Annotated in this window: 18 protein-coding genes; 10 read left to right on the top strand and 8 right to left on the bottom strand. The window is 73.7% G+C overall.

The features are described 5' to 3' along the window. Positions 1 to 230 precede the first annotated feature (230 nt). The 7 genes from FHS37_RS33855 (at position 231) to FHS37_RS33825 (ending at position 7,644) form a co-directional block, all read left to right on the top strand. Complete coding sequence (locus FHS37_RS33855; RefSeq protein WP_184828336.1) at positions 231 to 803, top strand: hypothetical protein; 573 nt, start codon at positions 231 to 233, stop codon at positions 801 to 803. 165 nt (positions 804 to 968) lie between these two features. After that, the gene (locus FHS37_RS33850; protein ID WP_184828334.1) at positions 969 to 1,316 is read left to right on the top strand and encodes a VOC family protein; all 348 of its coding nucleotides are present in this window, start codon (positions 969 to 971) and stop codon (positions 1,314 to 1,316) included. Between the two features lie 696 nt (positions 1,317 to 2,012). Continuing rightward, positions 2,013 to 2,540 carry a hypothetical protein gene (locus FHS37_RS33845; protein WP_184828332.1) on the top strand — a complete coding sequence of 176 codons (528 nt, stop codon included), beginning with the start codon at positions 2,013 to 2,015 and terminating at the stop codon, positions 2,538 to 2,540. Between the two features lie 520 nt (positions 2,541 to 3,060). Next, a complete protein-coding gene (locus FHS37_RS33840) occupies positions 3,061 to 4,530 on the top strand; it encodes a DNA primase family protein (RefSeq protein WP_184828330.1) in 1,470 nt (489 codons plus the stop codon). Continuing rightward, positions 4,527 to 4,895 (top strand): DUF6009 family protein, encoded by a 369-nt coding sequence (locus FHS37_RS33835; protein ID WP_184828328.1) that lies wholly within the window; start codon positions 4,527 to 4,529, stop codon positions 4,893 to 4,895. The genes FHS37_RS33840 and FHS37_RS33835 overlap by 4 nt, the downstream gene beginning before the upstream one ends. 187 nt (positions 4,896 to 5,082) lie before the next feature. Beyond that, entirely contained in the window at positions 5,083 to 6,606 is a 1,524-nt protein-coding gene (locus tag FHS37_RS33830; RefSeq protein WP_308436737.1) for an FAD-dependent monooxygenase, read from the top strand. A 156-nt stretch (positions 6,607 to 6,762) separates the two neighbouring features. Continuing rightward, positions 6,763 to 7,644 (top strand): NAD(P)H-binding protein, encoded by an 882-nt coding sequence (locus FHS37_RS33825; protein ID WP_184828326.1) that lies wholly within the window; start codon positions 6,763 to 6,765, stop codon positions 7,642 to 7,644. A 182-nt stretch (positions 7,645 to 7,826) separates the two neighbouring features. On the opposite strand, the gene FHS37_RS33820 is transcribed toward FHS37_RS33825, so the two are convergent. The 4 genes from FHS37_RS33820 to FHS37_RS33805 all read right to left on the bottom strand — a co-directional run bounded on the left by FHS37_RS33820 (position 7,827) and on the right by FHS37_RS33805 (position 12,001). Continuing rightward, on the bottom strand, positions 7,827 to 8,804 hold the full coding sequence (locus FHS37_RS33820; RefSeq protein ID WP_184828324.1) for a ScbA/BarX family gamma-butyrolactone biosynthesis protein: 978 nt from the start codon (positions 8,802 to 8,804) through the stop codon (positions 7,827 to 7,829). A 405-nt stretch (positions 8,805 to 9,209) separates the two neighbouring features. After that, the gene (locus FHS37_RS33815; protein WP_184828322.1) at positions 9,210 to 9,908 is read right to left on the bottom strand and encodes a ScbR family autoregulator-binding transcription factor; all 699 of its coding nucleotides are present in this window, start codon (positions 9,906 to 9,908) and stop codon (positions 9,210 to 9,212) included. 134 nt (positions 9,909 to 10,042) lie between these two features. Continuing rightward, complete coding sequence (locus FHS37_RS33810) at positions 10,043 to 11,047, bottom strand: ScbA/BarX family gamma-butyrolactone biosynthesis protein (RefSeq protein ID WP_184828320.1); 1,005 nt, start codon at positions 11,045 to 11,047, stop codon at positions 10,043 to 10,045. A gap of 261 nt (positions 11,048 to 11,308) precedes the next feature. Beyond that, a complete protein-coding gene (locus FHS37_RS33805; protein WP_184828318.1) occupies positions 11,309 to 12,001 on the bottom strand; it encodes a ScbR family autoregulator-binding transcription factor in 693 nt (230 codons plus the stop codon). Between the two features lie 936 nt (positions 12,002 to 12,937). On the opposite strand from FHS37_RS33805, the gene FHS37_RS33800 reads away from it, so the two are divergent. Further along, positions 12,938 to 13,780: an AfsR/SARP family transcriptional regulator gene (locus tag FHS37_RS33800; protein WP_184828316.1), complete on the top strand. Its 843-nt coding sequence runs from the start codon at positions 12,938 to 12,940 to the stop codon at positions 13,778 to 13,780. Positions 13,781 to 13,926: 146 nt separating this feature from the next. Here the strand turns inward: FHS37_RS33800 and FHS37_RS33795 are convergent, their stop codons facing one another. After that, positions 13,927 to 14,673: an AfsR/SARP family transcriptional regulator gene (locus FHS37_RS33795; protein ID WP_184828314.1), complete on the bottom strand. Its 747-nt coding sequence runs from the start codon at positions 14,671 to 14,673 to the stop codon at positions 13,927 to 13,929. A 68-nt stretch (positions 14,674 to 14,741) separates the two neighbouring features. Continuing rightward, positions 14,742 to 15,488: a thioesterase II family protein gene (locus FHS37_RS33790; protein ID WP_184828312.1), complete on the bottom strand. Its 747-nt coding sequence runs from the start codon at positions 15,486 to 15,488 to the stop codon at positions 14,742 to 14,744. A 415-nt stretch (positions 15,489 to 15,903) separates the two neighbouring features. On the opposite strand from FHS37_RS33790, the gene FHS37_RS33785 reads away from it, so the two are divergent. Further along, positions 15,904 to 16,725 (top strand): AfsR/SARP family transcriptional regulator, encoded by an 822-nt coding sequence (locus tag FHS37_RS33785; RefSeq protein ID WP_184828310.1) that lies wholly within the window; start codon positions 15,904 to 15,906, stop codon positions 16,723 to 16,725. A gap of 7 nt (positions 16,726 to 16,732) precedes the next feature. Here FHS37_RS33785 and FHS37_RS33780 read toward each other — a convergent pair whose 3' ends face one another. After that, positions 16,733 to 17,125 carry a hypothetical protein gene (locus FHS37_RS33780; RefSeq protein WP_184828308.1) on the bottom strand — a complete coding sequence of 131 codons (393 nt, stop codon included), beginning with the start codon at positions 17,123 to 17,125 and terminating at the stop codon, positions 16,733 to 16,735. A 149-nt stretch (positions 17,126 to 17,274) separates the two neighbouring features. On the opposite strand from FHS37_RS33780, the gene FHS37_RS33775 reads away from it, so the two are divergent. Then, a complete protein-coding gene (locus FHS37_RS33775) occupies positions 17,275 to 18,198 on the top strand; it encodes an SRPBCC family protein (RefSeq protein ID WP_184828306.1) in 924 nt (307 codons plus the stop codon). Here the strand turns inward: FHS37_RS33775 and FHS37_RS33770 are convergent. Further along, on the bottom strand, positions 18,185 to 18,896 hold a 712-nt coding region (locus FHS37_RS33770), incomplete at its 5' end, for an alpha-isopropylmalate synthase regulatory domain-containing protein (protein ID WP_280528461.1). The genes FHS37_RS33775 and FHS37_RS33770 overlap by 14 nt on opposite strands.

Genomic DNA, 18,896 nt, shown 5'->3' with positions numbered 1-18,896 from the left:
CCGGGGACGAGCGACCGAAGCTACTGGAGCGACCGACCGGGGAGAGCCGGACCGGTCCTCGGTCGGTCGGCTTCCTCCCCTCCTCCGGACCGGAGTGCCGGCCGCCGCGACATCGCCGGCGAGCATCCCCCTACGGGAGGGCACTGCTCAGTACAGCGTCCTTCGCACGGGGGAGCGGTTCGGCTCGCAGGGCTGATCCCTGGTGGTGCCTGCTTCACGAGGATGAAGCCATGAAGCCGAGGATCCTTCACACACCCCCGCCCGTCAGTGACACCGAGCGGCCCGTCCCCCGCTGGGCTCTGCGCCTGGCCTACGCGCTTCCGCTGCTTCTGCTGCCGTCGTGCCTGTGGCGGCTGCCCTTCGCCCTGCACTTCGGGATGGGACAGGTTCAGGATCTCGACATGCCGCCCTACTGGGTGAGCATCCCGTACGTCCTCGGGCTCAGCGTGTTGTCGGAAGCGATCGCGATCTTGACCATCGGGCTGGTCCGGGGCTGGGGGGAGGTGGCACCCACCTGGCTCCCGCTCATCGGCGGCAGACGCATCCGCCCGATGGCGGCCGTCGTCCCCGCTGTCCTCGGCGGCCTGATTCTCACCCTGCTGTTCACCAACGTCCCGATCGGCGACGGTCGTAGGCTCACCCTGTACGGCATCGTCGACACCGTCGGATACACCAACGACGCCTGGCAGGCGCTTGCGACGGTGTGCCTCGCCCCGGTCGCCGCGTGGGGACCCGTCACCGTCGCTCTCGGGATCGCCTACTACCGCCGCCGAACCGCGCCGTCGCCTGGTCAGGGGTCCTGACAAAGACGTGGGACGTGCCGGTGGGTGATGAGGCGGGTGGCGAGGCCCGGGACGGCCTCATGGATGTCGTGGCGTCGTTCCCGGCGGATCCGCAGGTGACGGCGGACGTTCCGTAGTACTCCTGGAGAGTCTCGGAATCAGGTCCGTTCTCGCTCGGAGTCGTCGATGACCGTTCGTCGTGTCGTGCCCAACATCCCGTCAGATGCCGTGCAGGAGAGCCGGGAGTTCTATGGCCTGCTGGGCTTCGAGGAGGTCATGAACCACGGATGGATCATGACGCTCGCCTCCCCGTCCGCTTCGGCGGCGCAGGTCAGCGTCATGACCGGTGACAAGACCGCCCCGGTCATCCCCGACATGAGTGTCGAGGTGGACGACGTGGACGCGGCCTATGCGGTCATGCGGGACAGCGGCGCGGAGATCGTTCACCCCCTGCAGGACGAGGAGTGGGGCGTGCGGCGGTTCTTCGTCCGCGACCCCAACGGCCGGGTGGTCAACGTGCTGGGCCACCACTGACACCACCCCCGCACGCCCCGGGAAGGTGCTGGTCGGAGCCACTCGTTGAGGGCCGCGACCAGCACGGTCGCTTCGTAGCGGACCGCGGGCTCGTCATACCGCGTGGCCACAGCCCGGTGGCGCTTGAGTCGATCACCGGCCGGGCACCGGGGTGCGATGGCGGGAGCTGCCCGAACGCTTCGGCCCGTGGCCGCGGGCGGCCCTCGCTGTGGTCGGCCGACGGTCCCCGGGAGGGGATCCTGCGGCGCGTCTTCCCCGAGACCGCCCCGCAGGACGAGGGCACCACCGGCCTCGTACACCGGTTGCGGGACGACGTCCTGCCACCGCTGGAGCAGGACACCGGCGCGCGTTTCCTGGCCGGCGGACCGGCCGCGCGCCGGCGTTCGTCCTCGGCCCCAGCCGCATGCTCCAGCAGTCCGGCCCGGGCCTGGCGGTGGCGGTCCTGCCGGACGCGCTGGTCATCCGCCGCCCGATCGTGCCCGCTGCGACGCCCCTGCTGGGCCGTCACGACTGGTGGCTCCCCGCGCCGCTCGCACGGCGGTTGCCGAGGGTGGCACTGGAGCGCCCCGGATCCGTCCGGGAGGTCGGTGAAGGTCTCGGCGGGGCTTCACCGCCGCAGGCGCTCGTCCCCGTCACCCGCACCTGCCGGCCCCCGGGATACACTGCTCCGCTCCGCCCTGACTGGAGGTCACCTGAGTGTTTCCCGCACGGATGCTCGCCGGTGTTCCGTCGGCTCTGGTGGTTCTCGCCCTGTCCGGCTGCTCTTCCCTCTGGAGCTGCACCGACACGACTGCGGAGCGCGGCGAGGCCGGTGTCAGGGTGCGGGTCGAGGACGTGTCCGGGCAGCCTCTCGACGTCACCGCCGAGGTCGTCGACTGGCGCCTCGAGCCCCACCCGCAGGTGCCCTCCGAAGGTGACCAGGTCTACTTCTCCTACCGCTTCGGCGGCGCCGGCACGGGGTCCGACCCCGCGGTGGACGCCTGCGCGGTCGATGAGGAGCGCGTGGCGCTGGGGTGTCAGACGGTCTATTCGGCCGAGGCGTTCGGGCCGGACGGTGACCTCAGGGGCGACCACTGGCTCGCCGTCGAGCACCCCGAGCGGGTCGCCGGAGTGCTGTTGATCCCCAATGACCAGTCCTACGACGGACCGACCTGCGAGCGGGACGCCAAGGACGGTGGCGGGGCGCATCCTCCGGAGCCGGCCCGCGTGGGGGACCGGCTGTGAGCCGTCATTCGGGTGGTGAGCCTGCGGTGGAGGCGTCCCGGCCGTCAGCACCTCGACCGCCCGGACGGGCCCCGGGGAGCGACTGAAGCGACGCGGGCCCGGGCTCTGTCGGGCAGCCGGGCGTGCACGCGGGTACGCGGCGGCGGGTACGGGTTCCCCGAGTCGCTTCGGTCGCTGGACGGCACAGATTCCCGGGCAGCGTTTCTGACGGACCGAACGGTTTTTTCCGCAGGACCCTGCACCGCGTGATCCAGTTTCGATAATGTGTACGCATTGGTGAGTCGCTTCGGTCGCTGGCAGGGGATGCGCATGACCGATGAGCTGCGGTTTTCGTGCGGCGACTCAAGGCAGCCCGAGTGGGGTCCGCTCGGTGGCGGGGGGCTTTCTTCATGGATCGGTGGCATTTAAACCTGAAGTGTCCGGTTCGCCCGCTTGCGTTGCGGCGAGGGCCCGCTCGTCCGCCGGCTCCCGGGGGGCGGACGTGAGCTCCGACGCCGGCAGTGGGTTCCTCCGCCCCCGCATGACGACCCGGGGGATCGTGGACCGGCCCGTGGCGTCGCTCCGGGACACGGTCCCGGACCCGGCCCGGGCCTCTGCCGGTCACGTGGCTGCTGAGGGGTTGGTGCCGGATACGCTCAGTGACCGGGGTAATGCCAAGTTGTTCGTCAGGTTGTATGCCAATGACTATCGGCATGTGCCTGGGTTGGGTTGGTACCGGTGGGATGCCACGCGTTGGCAGATCGATGAGGACGACACGGTGATGTGGGCGGCGGGGGATCTGGCGGAGAACATCGCCGTCAGTGATCCTCGTGGTGTCTTCACCGTCCAGGCCTTGCAGCAGCACCGTCGTCGGGCTCTGAGCACGGCGGGTATGAACGCGATGCTGGTGCAGGCCAAAGCAGCCCCGGAGATCGTCCTCAACGCCTCGTCGCTGGACGCCGACCCGCACGCGCTGTGCACGCCGGAAGGCATCGTCGACCTGCGCACCGGCAGGATCCGTCCCGCCGCTCCGGACCGGGACTTCCACTCCCGTTCCACGACCGTCGCCCCCCGGGAGATGCCCACGCCGCGTTGGCACCGGTTCCTCGCCGACACCTTCGGCGAGGACGGTGAGGGTGTGGAGATGGTCCGTTTCCTGCAGCTGTTGCTGGGTTATTCGATCACCGGGGACGTCGGTGGTCAGGTGATGCCGTTCCTCTTCGGTTCCGGCAAGAACGGCAAGTCCGTCCTCCTCGACGTGCTGCTGAAGCTCCTGGGCGACTACGCCGACGCGGCTCCGCCCGGCTTCCTGATGGTCCGTTCGTACGAGGGGCATCCCACCGACCTGGCCGAGCTCCACGGGCGGCGGGTCATCGTCTGTTCCGAGGTCAAGCCCGGTGACAGGTTCGACGAGGCCCGGGTGAAGCTCCTGACGGGCGGTGACCGCATCAAGGCCCGCCGCATGCGCCAGGACTTCTTCTCCTTCGAGCCGACGCACAAGCTGTGGCTGCTGGGCAACCACCATCCCGAAGTGGGTACCGGCGGCTTCGCGTTCTGGCGCCGCATGCGGCTGATCCCGTTCGAACGGGTCGTCTCCGACGACCGCAAGATCGGCAACCTGGCCGCCCTTCTGGTGACCGAGGAGGGCCCGGGCATCCTCAACTGGCTCGTCGAGGGAGCCCGCCGCTATCTCGCCGGTGACAAGGACCTCGCCGGCCCCGAACGCGTCCGCATCGCCACCACCGCCTACGCGGAGACCGAGGACCACACCGGCCGTTTCCTGGGGGAGGCCTGCAGGCTCGAGCCGGACTCGAGGGTGGAGCAGGCGCAGCTCTACCTGGCCTACCGGGCGTGGTGCCGGGACGAGGGCGCTTCCCCCCTCTCGTCCCGGTCCTTCGCGGCGCGGGTCCGCGAAGAGGTGGGGCTGGCGTCTCCGAAGGAGATGATCCTGTCCAACCAGCGGAGGTACTACCCGGGCATCGGACTGCTCGCCCACGAGGAGACGGCATGAGCTCCCTCATCACCGACGACGAGATCCGTGACGAGACCGAGCTCGTCTGGCTCGAGGACGTCGAGGAACTCGACTACGTCCGGCAGAGCCTGGACCGGCTGCCGACCCGGCGCGGCAGGCCCGCCTACCACCGCGACGGCCGCATGATCGGCTACGCCCGGCTCGGCCCCCGGGCCAAGCCGTCCCGGTCGTCGGGGACCTTCCGCCGCCGCGTCTTCTGGCTGCTCCCCCACGACCGCGACACCGACCCCGACGGCCTCTACGCGAGCGGGGCGCCCGCCGAGGCCGTGGACCCGCGCACGCTCGCCCCCGGCGTCAAGGGGCACAAGACCGAGCGGTCCAAGGGGGGACCGCTCGGCGGCTGATCACGCTGTGATCCCCGCCGGGACCGGAGCCTCCGGGCCGCGCCGGGAACGGGAAACCGCTCCTCCCCCGCACGGGACCGTCATTGCAAAGAACCGTCCATCCGGTATATTTCTTCTCCGCGTGGAGGGGCGAACTGGGCAGGGCCGGGCGCGAGCGGCGGCGGGCTGTTCCGGAGGGGGAATCGCTGTGCGGACGCAGGTGGTGGTGGTCGGCGGCGGACCGGTGGGGATGTTCCTCGCCTGCGAGCTGGCGGAGTACGGGGTCCGCACCCTGGTCATCGAGGCGGAGAACGCCGTGTCGGACCGGCCCAAGGCGACCACCCTGCACGCCCGGACCGTGCAGTGCCTGGTCCGGCGGGGTCATCTCGGGGAGCTTCTGAGCGCCGGTGACCCCGGTGCCGCCGGCCTGGTGAGCAGCCCCTTCCACTTCGCGGGGATCCCCGGGCTGGTCGTCTCGGCCCCCGCCTCCGAGCCGGAGCCGATCCTCAAGTGCCCGCAGGACGAACTGGAACGGCTCTTCGAGCGGCGGGCCCGGGCCGCCGGAGCGAGGATCCTGCGCGGGCACCGGGTGACCGAGGTGCGGCAGGAACCGGACGGGGTCCACGTCACGGCGGAAGGCCCGGGCGGACGGGTGGACTGCACGGCCGGCCACCTGGTGGGGGCGGACGGTGCGCGCAGCACGGTGCGCGAGCAGACGGGCATCACCTCCCGGACGTATCCGGCGACCGTGTCCGCGATGGCCGGCGACGTCCGGCTCGTCGAGCCGGACGCCCTGCGACCGGGATGGCACCGCACCCCGCGCGGCTGGATCGTCGTCAAGGACGCACCGGACGGCGGGATCCGGCTGCGGACCCTCAACTGCGCGGGGGCGCACGGCGCACGTCATCAGCCGCTCACCCTCCAGGAGCTGCAGCGCGAGGTCTCCTGGATCGCCGGACGGGACATCGCGATGACGTCGCCCCGCTGGCTGAGCAGGTTCAGCGACTTCTCACGGCTCGCCGACTCCTACCGGGCGGGACGGGTCCTGCTGGCGGGGGACGCGGCGCACCTGCACTTCCCGATCGGCGGCCAGGGGCTGAGCACGGGGCTGCTGGACGCGGTCAACCTCGGCTGGAAGCTCGCCTTCACGGTGCTCGGCACCGCGGGCGGGGGGCTGCTCGACACCTACGACCGGGAGCGCCGGCCCGCTGCCCAGCGCGTCATCGACAACACCCGGGCCCAGCTCGCCGTGATGCGGCCCGACCCCGGACTCGACCCGCTGCGCGCCCTGTTCGCCGAGCTGCTGGCCGGAGGAGGGGAGAGCGGGGTCCTCGGTTCCATGATCAGTGCTCAGGACACGGTCCTGCCGCCGCGCACCGCGGACGCCTCCCCCTGGGAAGGGAGGTTCCTGCACAACGTCGCCCTGACCACCCGGGAGGGGAGCACCGACGTGATCGGACTGCTGCGTGCGGGACGGCCGCTGCTGCTCCTCTTCGGCGAGCGTGGCGGCAGCCGTCCGGAGCAGGCGGGAGAGCGGTACGAGCAGCTGCGCGTGGTGCACGCCGAGCCGCTGCCCGAGCTTCCCTGCGACGCGCTGCTCGTCCGGCCCGACGGTTACATCGCCTGGGCGCCGGGCGGCGAGGACCTGCTCTCCGCCCTGTCGGCGTATTTCGGCGGGGGCACCCGCGACGGCGACCTGGTGGGGAGCGTTCCGGCCGGGCGCGTCGACTGACCGCCGGCGGCGGCGGGCGGTCCGCGGGCGACGGGCGTGCAGGGCCCCCTCGGGCCGTGCGGACCGTCCGGTCCTGCTGCACGGCTCCGGCCCCCGCCGTGCGAGGAGCCCGGCGACGGGCTGTCCGCCCAGGAACAGCGAGAAGGAGAGGTCCGGATGATCCTCGTGACCGGTGCGACCGGGACGGTGGGGCGCGAAGTGGTACGGCGGCTCCCCGCCGGTCTGCGCGTCCGCATCATGGCCAGGGAACCCGAGAGGATCACGGGTGCGGCCCGGACGGCGGAGAAGGTCGCCGGGGACCACCGCGCCCCCCGGTCGCTGGCCCGTGCGCTGGCGGGGGTGAGGACCGCGTTCCTCGTCACCACCGACGTCGCCGGCGACGACGACGCCCGGTTCGTCCGCGCGGCGCGCTCGGCCGGTGTGCGGCGCGTGGTGAAGCTCTCCGCGGCGGCCGTCCTCGACCCCGGGGCCGACGACGTCATCACCCGGTGGCAGCGGGCCAACGAGGAGCTGCTGCGCGGCTCCGGCATGGAGTGGACCCTGCTGCGGCCGCGCTCGTTCATGTCCAACACCCTGTCCTGGGCGGCGTCCGTCCGCTCCGAACGCGTCGTGCGGGCGCTGTACGGGACGTCGGCCAACGCGTGTGTCGACCCCCGGGACCTCGCGGAGGTCGCCGTGCGGGTCCTGACCGAGGAGGGGCACGCCGGAAAGGCGTACACCCTGACCGGACCGCGGGCGATCACCGCGGCCGAGCAGACCGATCAGCTCGGCCGGCTGCTGGGAGTCCCGCTGCGTCTCGAGGAGCTGAGTCCGGAGCAGGCGCGCATCGCCCTGGGCGCGCGCTGTCCGGCACCGGTCGTCGAGGCACTGCTGCGGAGCGCGGAGCGTCAGCGCGCGGGGGCCAAGGCCCAGGTGACGGACACGGTCGGCGAGGTGACGGGGCGTCAGGCGGGAACCTTCCGCGCGTGGGCGGAGGACCATCTGGAGGCCTTCGCCCCGGCCGTGGACGGGGCGCGGGTGCCGGATTTGGCTCCGTAGCGCCGCCCGCCGCCCGGCGCGCCTTCGCCGGGCCCGGTGTTCCCGCGTCGGCCGCTGCGGCCGGGCGGGACGGGATCACGGGTGCGGCGAGGACGAGTGCCGCCGGCCGGCGGCGCCGTCGTGGCGGACGGCGGTGGGGAGCCGCGGCCGCGGTGCGGCTCTCCCGAGGACGCCCGCGTGTCTCACCGGAGCCCCGGCGTGATGTCGCCGTGCACCTGGGTCTCCCAGACCGCACGGCCGTCCTGGCGGGCCGTCACCTGCACGGTGAACGGGCCGGAGCCGGGTGCGGGGAGGAGGGTGGCGTCGATCCAGCACGGGCGCAGCGGGTCGGGCTGCCGTACGAAGGTGCAGGTGGTCTCGGTGATCAGCAGGTCGCCGCGGGCGGGGGCGAACAGGGCGTGCGTGGCCTGGCGGGCGGCCTCCAGCGCGACGAGGTGGGCGACCGGGCCGCCGTCGTCGGAGAGAACCGGGTGGGTGGGGTCGGGGACGAGCCGCCAGGCGCCGGCGGCTCCGTCGGTGAGCAGGACGTCGTGCGGGGAGGACCTGCCGAAGAGTTCGGGGGGCGGGGCGGCGGACCCGGCCCGGGGAGCGGGGGGCGCGCCGGGGGCGCCGGGGGCGCCGGTGTCCGGGACGGGGGGCGCGGTGGAGAAGCGCAGGTACCCGGTGGCCATCGGTTCGCCCTCGCGGCGCAGGGTGAAGTCCAGTACGGCTTCCAGGGACCCCTCGCCCCGGCCGACGAGGTCGGAGCAGACCACGTCGAGCTCCAGTTCGGTGGGGGCGGGGCCGATGGCGAGACGGCCGGGGGACACGGTGAGCGAGACGTCCCAGGGGGTGAAGCGGTGGCCGAGCGGGACCCGGTACTCCGTGTGGGCCAGGAGCAGCGCCGCCTGACGCATCGTCTCGGCGGCCTGCAGCAGGTCGTGCCGGTGGGCCGTGGGACTGAAGTAGGCGTGCGCCCGGGGCCATTGACCGGTGAGGGAGAAACGATTCTCCGCGAGGCGCGAGCAGTCGGTGAGGAACACCTCGGACAGGGCCGGGCGGTGCACGTACTCGCGGGGGACGGTGGTCGTCAGGCACGGGGCGACGGGGGCGTCCTCGCCGGCCGGGACGTGGGGAACCGGTCCGCTGCGGTGTGCTGCGGGGCGTGCCGCTGACTTCATCCAGTTCTCCCACGGGGTCGGCCGGTACGGAAGCGTTCCCCATAAGATACGGACGAACCGGTTTCCTCAAAACCCTTTACCGGCACATCCCCTTCACCGAAGGGCGCGGGAGAAGTCCGGGCCGCTCTTCGGAGGGAAGCGGCAGGGGTGAGTCAACTGCCTTGTCCAGCAGTGACGTTGACCGTCCTCATGATCTCTTGCGGGCCCGCCCGGCCCTCTCCCCCGTCGCCACGAGAAACCAGCTCCATGGTCTCTTTTCGTGCGCGGGGAGGGACTGAGCCCGAGAAGTGGTCCGCGTGCCGGTGCGGGGCGCGCCCCGGTGGCGGGACTGCCGCGCGACGCCCTCCGCGCACGCCCGGACGGCGTCCGCCCCGGGGGGTACCGGGCGACGGGGCGGGTGCGGGATCAGGCCGTCGCGGCGGCCGGCACCTGTTCCGGGACGGTGTCCTCCGGCTCCTCCCCCGGCGGGGTCCCGCCCGCCTCGGCGAAGACCGCGGCTCCTCGTCCGGCGGAGAAGTCCACCGCGGTGAGCACCGAGGGGAGCACCACGCTGGGCAGGACGTGACGCAGCATCACCGAGATCCGCTGGTCCAGGTCCCGGTAGTTGCTGACGACCTGCGACATGGACTGCACCCCGCCGAAGGCGGCGACCAGGAACTCGGCGGTCTCCGTGGGCACCACGTGCGGGAGCAGCTCACCGCGCTCCCGGCCCTGCTCCAGCAGCTCGCCCATCACCTCGCTCCAGCGCAGGAAGGGCCCGCGCCGGTCCAGGTCGATGGCCTGCTGGTCGAGGGAGAGCCGGGCCCCGGCGCGCACCATGGGATCGGTCTGCATCCGGTAGGCCTGCAGCGCCACGACGTCCACGAGCTCCTGCGTCTTGCAGGAGCGCTCGGGGACGGTCAGCTGCAGGTCCTGCCCGGTGAGGACGCCCTGGGCGACGTCCTCCTTGGACTGGAAGTGGAAGTAGAGCGCGCCCTTGGTCACCCCGGCGGTCTTCAGGATCTCGGTGATGGTGGCCGCCTGGTAGCCGCGTTCCTCGAAGACCTTGGCCGCCGCGAGAAGGATCGTCCGACGGGTCCGGATCGCACGGTCTTGTTTCGGCACAGCCTTGCCTCCTTTTGCTCGATGAACCCGGTGGAGGCTCACACAAAGAAACCGTCAAGTACGTATCTTACTCCGCCCGGAGAGGTCCGGACAGGGGGCGGGCGGAAGAGCGGCCGGGAGCGGAGGCGGCGGGTTCAGCAGGGGCGGGGCCGGGCGGTGACGACCGCGTGGAACGCCTCGGCGCCCTGCTGCGCGGCGGTGACGAGGACGGTGGACTCCGCCGGGGACGAGCCGGTGACGCGGGCGGTGACCCGGCAGGGGACGTCCAGTTCGACGTAGCGCCCGTAGCGCGCGGTCAGGGAGAGCACCACGGAGCCGGGGCCGAGGGCGGCGGTGGCCGCCTGGCGGGCGGCTTCGGCGAGCAGCATGCCCGGCACGTGGTCCACGGGGTGGTCGAAGAGGACCGGGTGCCGGGTGTCGACGCGCAGCGTCCACGCGTCGCCGCGGCCGGCGGGGGAGAGCACCACGTCCCTGGGCGAGAGGCGGCCCACGTGCTGCGGGGGCACCGGGGAGGTCAGCGGCGCGGCCTCGCCGCCGGCCGAGGCGCGCAGCCGGCCGTAGGCCCGCGGAGAGATGCAGGTGTACGCGGCGCCACCGGTGGCCACGGTGCGGCCGCCGATGCGGAGGACCACCCGGTAGCCGGCCCCGACGTGCTGTCCGCGCCGCTCCTGGACGGCCTCGTGGGTCACCTCCAGGGCCACGGTGTCGGGGGCCGCGGGGATGCGGAGGCGCTCCGGGAGGACGGAAACCGACAGCTCGCTCATCAAAAACTGATGACCGAGCGGAACACCCAGCTCCGTATGGGCCAGGAGAGTACCGGCCTGACGGATTGTTTCAGCGATCAGCAGGGGGTCGTAGTGCGTGTCCTCGGGGAGCGCGAAGAAGCTGTGCCGACGGGGCCACTGCGCGGTCACGGTGAAACCGCCGCCGTCCCGTGCCGACCAGTCGCTCAGCAGGACCTCGGCGAGCGCGGCCCGGTGCACGAACTGCCGGGGAACCGTCGTGGTCAGCACCGGGGTCTGCGGCGCGGACACCGGGTCCTGCGGTGTCCGCGAGGGCTCGGGCAGGGGCTGCCGCGGGGCCGTGGCGGATGCGAGCGGCCGGGCCGGAGCGGTGAGGACGGTGGTGTGCACGGACATGACGAGAAACCCCCAAGGTCATGACAAACGTGAACGACGGCGCCGGGCTGTCGCCGTCGACGAATATACAGACCCGCCGGTTTTTTTCACAGGCCTGGGAGTGCCGCGGAGGGGACGGGATTCGGAGCCGGTTCTTCCGGCGTCTCGCGGAATGGCGCATTCCGTCTCATGGGCCGCTCCCGGCACCGGGGACGACCGCCGCCGGACCGGACGGGAGGACTTCCCTCCGCGGGGCGGGAGGCGGCCCGGAGGGGGGGCCGCTCAGCGCGTGACGAACACGGAGGGCGGGGGAGCGGCGGTGCCGGGAGCAGGCCGGTCGCCTCCTTCGTGCCCCCCGGCGCCGACGGCGGAGTCGGCCCGCAGCAGGACGGCGAGCGCCTCCGCCGTCGTCAGCCGCGGCAGCAGGAGCCGCCAGAAGCGCCGGAGCGTGCCGGGCTGCAGCCACTCCGGCTGCCGGCGGGCGAGCGCCTCGAAGCCGGTGGTGGCGCCGATGACGACGTCGGCCGCGTCCTGCTGCGTCACCCCGTCGGCGAGGAGCCGCTCCCGGTCGGCCTCGGCGAGGAGCCGCCGGACGCAGTCCTCCCACTCCCGGACCAGGTCGAGCGCGGGCCGGTGCGGCGCGTCGCAGCTCAGCCGGAAGCCGGCGCGGGCCACCACGTCCGTGCGGATCAGCTCGGCCAGGGCGTAGGTGACGCCGGTCAGCCGCTGGAGCGCGTTCATGCCGGGGTGCTGGACGTCCTGCGCCGCCCGGCGCAGGCTGACCGCCGCGGCCGTCTCCACGGCCTCGGCCACCGCCGCCTTGTTGGCGAAGTGGAAGTGGAGCGCGCCGGGGCTCACGCCCGCGCTGGAGCTGATGTCCGCGAGCCTCGCCTGGACGTACCCGTTGCGCTCGAACGCCTCGGCCGCTGCGTGGATGAGTGCCTGGCGGGTGCGTACGGCACGTTCTTGCTTCATGGCTGGTGGCTCCTCGTGAGCGGGTCACTACACATCATCATTATCAAACCAGCATGCCGGTTTCTAGTCCTCGAGGCTTCCGTGGCTCATCTCGCCCCCTCGTGGCGAGCCGGGAAACGCCGTCCGGAACGCGGTCATAACAGGGGATCTGCACCCGCGCCCGTGCGGTGGCCCCCCGCTCCGGAGCGGACGGCGGGACGGGAGGCGAGGGGGATGCGGTCTGTTTCTCCCGCGCCCGGGAAGGGCGTGACGGTGGAGCCGACCGCGCGCCGGCGCGACGCGGGCCCGCACCGGCGCCCACTCTCCGGTGGGCCTGCCGGACGGTTGACCATGGTCATCGCGTCTCCCCGGTTCAGTGCGGCCGCCTCCTCTCGCCATCGGTCCGTTGCGGCACGTGCGGGTGTCGCCGCCCGACGCCGCGGCGTCAAGAACTCGACAAAACCGACCCCTCGGTATGTTACTTGGGCCCCGGGTGCCGAAGCCCGTCTCCCTCTCAGCGCACGAGGCGGCTGAAGTGTCACTCCGCCGCTCCCGTCACAGGCGCCGACGGGAGGTCCGGGGGCGGCGACCAGGCATCCGACCCGCTTCGGCCGGAACACAAAGATCAGCGGTACCGGTCTGTAAAAAGGGGGCCAAGAGATCAATGAACAGCCGTATCCGCCGGTTTACTGGCCGTCCGAGGCCGTCGCCTTCCCGTTGGGGCGTGCGGAGCTCACCGGCAATGTGCCCTGTCCTCTCGGTGCGGGCGGACAAATGCGCAGGTCAATCCCGCATCTTCGGGTCGCGTCGTCCGGCCGGGGCGACTGCCCCGCTCAACAAAGAAACAGTCTGGACGGTTTTATATTGACAAACCGCTGCGCCTGTTTTTTACTCGAACCCGTACCGAGCCCGGTGGCTCATGACCGCAAGCGTGAACACACGAACAGGGGATACGGCGTGGACATCGAAGTTCTGGGCACGTTGGCCGTCAGGGAGTACGGGATACCGGTGACCCCGTCCGCGCCGAAGCCCCGCCAGGTGCTCGCGCTGCTCGCGCTCCGCGCCGACCAGGTGGTGCCGGTGGAGGTGCTGACCGAGGAGCTGTGGGGGGACAGGCCGCCGCGCAGCGCCCGGACCACCTTGCAGACCTACATCCTCCAACTGCGCGAACAGCTCACCGCCGCCCTGCGCCACGCCCCCGCCGGCAGCGAGCCCCGCACCGCCAAGGACGTCCTGGTCACCACTCCCGGCGGCTACCTGCTGCGGACCTCACCGGGCAGCAACGACGCACGGGAGTTCGACAGGCTCGCGGGCATGGGCTACCGGGCGCTGGACGCGGAGGACTTCGCCGGCGCCAGCCGCCGGCTGACCGAGGCCCTCGCCCTGTGGAACGGCCCCGCACTGGCCGGGATACCGGCCGGGCCGCAGCTGGAGATGGAGATCCGGCGCCTGGAGGAGTCCCGGCTGTGCGCCCTCTACCAGCGCATCGAGGCCGACCTCAGGCTCGGCCGGCACCGGGAACTCCTCGGCGAGCTCACCGTCCTGGCGGGCCGTTACCGCACCCACGAGAACCTGCACGGCCAGCTGATGCTCGCCCTGCACCGCTCGGGCCGCCGGGGTGAGGCCCTCGGCGTCTACCAACGGCTGCGCCAGTCGCTCGTACGCGACCTGGGCCTGGAGCCCTCGGCGGGGCTGCGGCGGCTGCAGCGCTCCATCCTGATGACCGGGCCGGAGGCCGCCCTGGACCCGGTGCCCGCGGAGTTCTCCGCCGCGGCCGACCGGCTGGCCCGCGTCGGCTGACCGCGCGCCGCGCCCGGCGGCCGCCCCGGACCGGTACGGAAACGGAACAGACGCCGGAACAGCACGGACGCGGAACGGATGCGGGGTGCGGTCCGCACGACAGCGAGGACCTCCGTCGTGCGGGCCGCACCCCGCATCCGTGCGCCCTACGCGTGCTGGAGGATCCCGGCCAGACGGGCCCGCAGCGCCGGGCCGGGTTCCGCACCGTGCGCACGGACCAGGGCCTGGCGGGCCCGCCGGTACGCGGCGAGCGCCTCGGCCCGACGGCCCGAGCGGTGCAGGGCGAGCATCAGCTGGTCGTGGAACGGCTCGTGCAGCGGGTGCGCCAGGGTGAGCCGTTCCAGCTCCCCGGTGACCTCGGCGTGCCGGCCCCGGCCGAGCGCGGTGGCGTACAGGCCCTCCAGCGCGGTCAGGCGCAGGGCGTCGAGGCGCCGGGCCTCGGCCGCGCAGAGCGGGCCGCCCCGGCTGTCCTGGAGGGCGGGGCCCCGCCACAGTGCCAGGGCGTCGCGCAGGAGCGTGCCCCCGCGCCCGGGGTCGCGCGCCAGCAGGGCCAGGCCCTCGTCCGCGAGCCGGGTGAAGCGAACGGCGTCGACGGTGGCGGCGTCCGGGACCAGCCGGTAGCCGGCGGGCAGGGTGCGGATCCACTCCCGGCCGCCGGTCCCCCGCCGCAGCAGTCGGCGCAGCCGGGAGACCTGGGCGTGCAGGGCTCCCGCGGGGTCGGCCGGGGGCTCCCCGCCCCACAGCTCCCCGATCAGGGCGGCCGGGCGGACCGGCCGCCCGGCGTGCGCGAGCAGCGCGCACAGCAGGGCGCGCTGCCGGTCCCCGGCGGGCCGCAGCAGTCGGCCGGTGCGCCCGTCGAGGACGCCGACCGGTCCGAGCAGCCGGAACTCCACGGCCGAAGCGGCCCCACCGGCTGTCCCCCCACCGGCTGTCGCCTCGCCGGGCGTCGCCCCGCCGGGGCTCACCGCCCCACCGCTCCCGCGCCGGAGGCGGTCCGCACGCGCTCCGCCCGGGCCGCCTCCCGGGTGATCAGGGAGGCCAGCGGCGCGGGGTCGTCGAGGAAGTAGAAGTGGCCGCCGTCGAAGAGGTGCAGGCCGAGGAAGTGCTCGGTCGCCCCGGACCAGGCGGCCAGGCTCCAGGCGGGCGAGATCCCGTCGCGGCGGCCGCCGAAGACGGAGAGCGGGACGGGCAGCGGCGTGGGCGGCCACACCGGGTCCCAGGTCTCCGACAGCTTCAGGTCGCCGCGGATCGCGGGCGCGAGGAGCTCCCACAGCTCCGGATCGTCGAGCACCGCGGCCGGGGTGCCGCCCAGCGCGGCGATGTGGCGGCGCAGCTCCGCGTCGGGCAGCAGGTGGCGGAAGGTCCGCCCGGTCCCGTCCGGGCGGGGTGCGGCGCGCCCGGACAGACCGAGCCAGACCGGCGGGGTGCGGCCCTCGGCGAGCAGCAGCCGGGTCAGCTCGTAGGCGGTGACACACCCCATGCTGTGCCCGAAGAAGGCGAAACGGCCGGTGAGTTCGTCGTCCAGCTCCTCCAGGAGGTGGCGGGCGAGCGCGGTGGCGTCCTCGATCGGCTCGGCCAGGGTGAGCATGCCCCGGCCGGGGGCGTCGGGGACGCGGACCTGCCAGCCGGCCGGGAAGAGGGCGGGCCAGTCGCGGTACATCAGATGTGAACCGCCGGCGTGGTGGAACACGAACAGGCGCAGCTGCATGGTCTCTCCGCAATCGGGTTGCGGGGCGTGCCGCACGCGCGGCCCCCCGGCCGTGGCTCCGGTTCTCCGCCCGGGACGCTAGCCGCCCCGGCCCCGCGCGGACCGGGCCCGCGAGTCCGTCTCCAGCGGCGCTGCACACCGTCTCCAGCGGTCCGCGCCGCCGCACGACACCGCGTCCAGCCCCGCTCGAAGGACGCCTGACCGCACGGCCGACCGGTCTCGTACGCCGCTAGCGTGCCCGGCGTACCGGAGGCGGACCGGACCGGGACCCGGCCGTACGCACCGGACGGCGCACCGTCGCGCACCCGGGGGACGACCCCGGGCCCGGGGATCCGCCGGGGCGTCGCGGCGGACGCCGTTGCACGCACAGCACGAGCCGTACGCACCGTACGCGCCGTACGAACGGGAGGACGTCATGGACATTCGGCTCCTGGGGCCGCTGGCCGCCGAGGTCGACGGGGTGTCGATCGTGCCCAGCGCCGGCAAGCCGCGGCAGATACTCGCCCTGCTCGCGCTCCAGCCCGGGCACATCGTGCCGGTGCCCACCCTGATCGAGGAGCTGTGGGAGAAGGCGCCGCCGCGCAGCGCGATGACCACCCTGCAGACCTACGTCCTCACCCTGCGCCGCAACCTGGGCACCGCGATGGGTCCCGGCGTGCCCGGCGCCGCCAAGGAGGTCATCGCCACCCGGCACGGCGGCTACCTGCTGCAGCTGCCCGCCGACCGGATCGACACCGGCCGTTACGAGACCCTGCTCGCGGCCGGCCAGGACGCCGCCGGGGACGGCGACGACGAGCGGTGCGCGACCCTGCTGCGGCAGGCCCTGGACATGTGGCAGGGCGAGCCGCTGGCCGACGTGCCGCTCGGGCCGGTGCTCTCCGTCGAGGCGCTGCGCCTGCGGGAGAGCCGGCTGGTCGCGGTGGAACGGCGGATCGACGCCGAACTGCGGCTCGGCCGGCACGGCGCGCTGCTCGCCGAGCTGACCGCGCTGACCGCCCGTCACCCCCACCACGAGGGCCTGCACGCGCAGGCCATGGTCGCCCTGTACCGGTCGGGCCGGCGGGCCGCCGCGCTCGAGGTCTACCAGCGGCTGCGCACCCGTCTGGTGGCCGACCTCGGCGTGGAGCCCTCCCCGCAGCTGGGCCGCCTCCAGCAGGCGGTCCTCACCGTCGACCCGGTCCTGGACCGCGCCGCGCCGGCGCGGCGCGGCGCGACCTTCGACCTGTACGCGGCCTGAGGCGGCGTCACAGGGCGGTGTCGTGCAGGACCCGGCGGTCCGTGACCAGCCAGTCGTCGTCGAAGCGGGTCAGGACGTCCTCCACCACCGTGACCCGCAGGCCTCCCGGGCCCGAGGCGTCGGCGGGGCGGGAGAAGACGCTGCAGCGGGTGCGCAGGGTGTGCTCGTTCTCCGGGACGATCTCCAGCTTGCCGATCCAGTACCGGGTCCCGGGGATGGGCTCCGGCCCGGCCGGGGCGGTGCCGGGGGCGAAGGTGGCGGCCAGGCCGGCCGTGTCGGCGGCCCGGGTCAGACCGAGCTGGCGGGTGTAGAAGCGCTCGGCCTGCGCGTACAGGCCGGAGAAGCGGATACGTGCGGCGACGTCCTCGGCGGGGCGGGGCGTCACGACGGGCGACGACATGCGGCTCACCTCTCGGCTCGGCACAGCCCTGGTCGGCTGCGGCACGGTCCACCGTGCCCGCCCCGCCTCGAGCGGCCTTCGAACCCGGCTCGAGCCCGCTCGTCCAGCATGGTCGGGGACCGTGCGCCGGGACGTGAGGAGTGGGGACGATGACGGTGGTGGAGCGGGAGCGCGTGGTGGAGCGGGGACGCGTGCGGGAGCGCCGGGCCGAGGAGCGGGTGCCGGTCGCCGCGTCGGCCGCCACCGTGTACGGGATCCTCGCCGATGTGACCGAGTGGCCGCTGCTGCTGCCGTACGTGGTGCACGCCGAGCCGCTGCCGCCGTGCGCCGGTGACTCCCCGGGCACGCGGACGCGGATCTGGGCCGTGCGGGACGGGGAGTTCGTCCGCTGGGTGTCGCGGCGCCGGTACGACCCGGAGCGGCGGCGCATCGGCTTCGCCTGCACGGCGGCCGACGGCACCGGTGGCGACGGGGTGTGGACGGTGACGCCGCACGGGGACGGGCGGTGCGTGCTGGGGGTGCGGCACCGGCCCGGCCTCCTGCCGGCCGCGGTGGTGGACCGGCTGCTCCGGGCGGTGCGCGAACGGGCCGAGGAACGGGACCGCGGCGAACTGACCGTGTCCCGCTTCACGCAGGTGACACCGCTCCAGGGACCCCCGGAGGCGGCTCTGGACTTCCTCTACCGGGCCGAGGGCTGGCCCGGCCGGGCCGGCGAGGTGGTGCGGGCGGCCGAGGTCGACGAGCCGGTGCCCGGGGCCCAGCTGCTGACCCTGCGCACCCCGCACGGCCGCACCACCCGCTCGGCGCGGCTGTGCTTCCCGCACGCCGGGCGCCTGGTGCACCGGCAGACCTCCGCCGGCGGTGTGCCCGGCGCGGCCGGGCACACCGGGGAGTGGACGGTGCTGCCCGGCGCCCGGGGGGCGGTGCTGCGCGCCCGGCACAGCGTGCTGCTGCACCGTCCCCGGGGGGCCGGCGATCCGGGTGACGTGACCGGTGAACTGGCCCGCACCGCGCGGGTGCTCGCCGACGCCGCTCGCCGCCGCGCCTCCTCGGCGGGCGTCAGGATGCTGTGACCAGTGCCGTCTGCGGGAAGGGGGCGGCGGGGCCGGGGCGCCGGTCCTCGTCGGCCGGGGGCACGCCCCGGCGCAGCAGGCCGTAGGTGACGGCGTCCTGGAGGGCCTGCCAGGACGCCGCGACCACGTTGTCGCCGACGCCCACCGTGGACCAGCGGACGGTGCCGTCGGAGGTGGTGACCAGGACCCGGGCGGGGGACCCGGTGCCGTGCGCCCCCTGCAGGATCCGCACCCGGTAGTCGACCAGCTCGAAGACGGCGAGCTCCGGATAGAAGCGCCCCAGCGCCTCCCGCAGCGCGTTGTCGAGGGCGTCGACCGGGCCCCTGCCCTCGGCGGTGGAGATCACCCGGCGGCCGCCGACCCGGAGTTTGACGGTGGCCCCGTTGGCGTGGGTGCCGTCGGGGAGGCCCTCGGCGATCATCCGCCAGGACTCGATCCGGAAGTACGGGACCGGCCCGGCGCCGGCCTCCGCGCGCAGCAGCAGTGCGAAGGAGGCGTCGGCGGCCTCGTAGGTGTAGCCCCGCCGTTCGCGCTCCTTGACGCGTTCGACGATGCGGCCGACCAGCTCGCGGTCGCCGCCGAGGTCGATGCCGAGCTCCCGGGCCTTGAGTTCGACGGAGGCGCGGCCGGCCATGTCGGAGACCAGCATCCGCATGGTGTTGCCGACCTGTTCGGGGTCGATGTGCTGGTACAGGTCC

Origin of the sequence: Streptomyces griseomycini (assembly GCF_014203535.1) — a bacterium.
In the GTDB taxonomy this organism is placed as follows: Bacteria; Actinomycetota; Actinomycetes; order Streptomycetales; family Streptomycetaceae; genus Streptomyces; species Streptomyces griseomycini.
Note: the sequence above shows the minus strand (reverse complement) of the source record. Positions and strands in the feature narration are given on the sequence as shown.

What these genes read in the sequence shown, in the direction of transcription:
- FHS37_RS33825 (WP_184828326.1), top strand. Translation starts at nt 6,763, where the DNA reads ATGATCCTCGTGACCGGTGCGACCGGGACGGTGGGGCGCGAAGTGGTA.
- FHS37_RS33840 (WP_184828330.1), top strand. Translation starts at nt 3,061, where the DNA reads ATGACGACCCGGGGGATCGTGGACCGGCCCGTGGCGTCGCTCCGGGAC.
- FHS37_RS33820 (WP_184828324.1), bottom strand. Translation starts at nt 8,804, where the DNA reads ATGAAGTCAGCGGCACGCCCCGCAGCACACCGCAGCGGACCGGTTCCC.
- FHS37_RS33850 (WP_184828334.1), top strand. Translation starts at nt 969, where the DNA reads ATGACCGTTCGTCGTGTCGTGCCCAACATCCCGTCAGATGCCGTGCAG.
- FHS37_RS33855 (WP_184828336.1), top strand. Translation starts at nt 231, where the DNA reads ATGAAGCCGAGGATCCTTCACACACCCCCGCCCGTCAGTGACACCGAG.
- FHS37_RS33805 (WP_184828318.1), bottom strand. Translation starts at nt 12,001, where the DNA reads ATGAAGCAAGAACGTGCCGTACGCACCCGCCAGGCACTCATCCACGCA.
- FHS37_RS33780 (WP_184828308.1), bottom strand. Translation starts at nt 17,125, where the DNA reads ATGTCGTCGCCCGTCGTGACGCCCCGCCCCGCCGAGGACGTCGCCGCA.
- FHS37_RS33790 (WP_184828312.1), bottom strand. Translation starts at nt 15,488, where the DNA reads ATGCAGCTGCGCCTGTTCGTGTTCCACCACGCCGGCGGTTCACATCTG.
- FHS37_RS33785 (WP_184828310.1), top strand. Translation starts at nt 15,904, where the DNA reads ATGGACATTCGGCTCCTGGGGCCGCTGGCCGCCGAGGTCGACGGGGTG.
- FHS37_RS33835 (WP_184828328.1), top strand. Translation starts at nt 4,527, where the DNA reads ATGAGCTCCCTCATCACCGACGACGAGATCCGTGACGAGACCGAGCTC.
- FHS37_RS33775 (WP_184828306.1), top strand. Translation starts at nt 17,275, where the DNA reads ATGACGGTGGTGGAGCGGGAGCGCGTGGTGGAGCGGGGACGCGTGCGG.
- FHS37_RS33810 (WP_184828320.1), bottom strand. Translation starts at nt 11,047, where the DNA reads ATGTCCGTGCACACCACCGTCCTCACCGCTCCGGCCCGGCCGCTCGCA.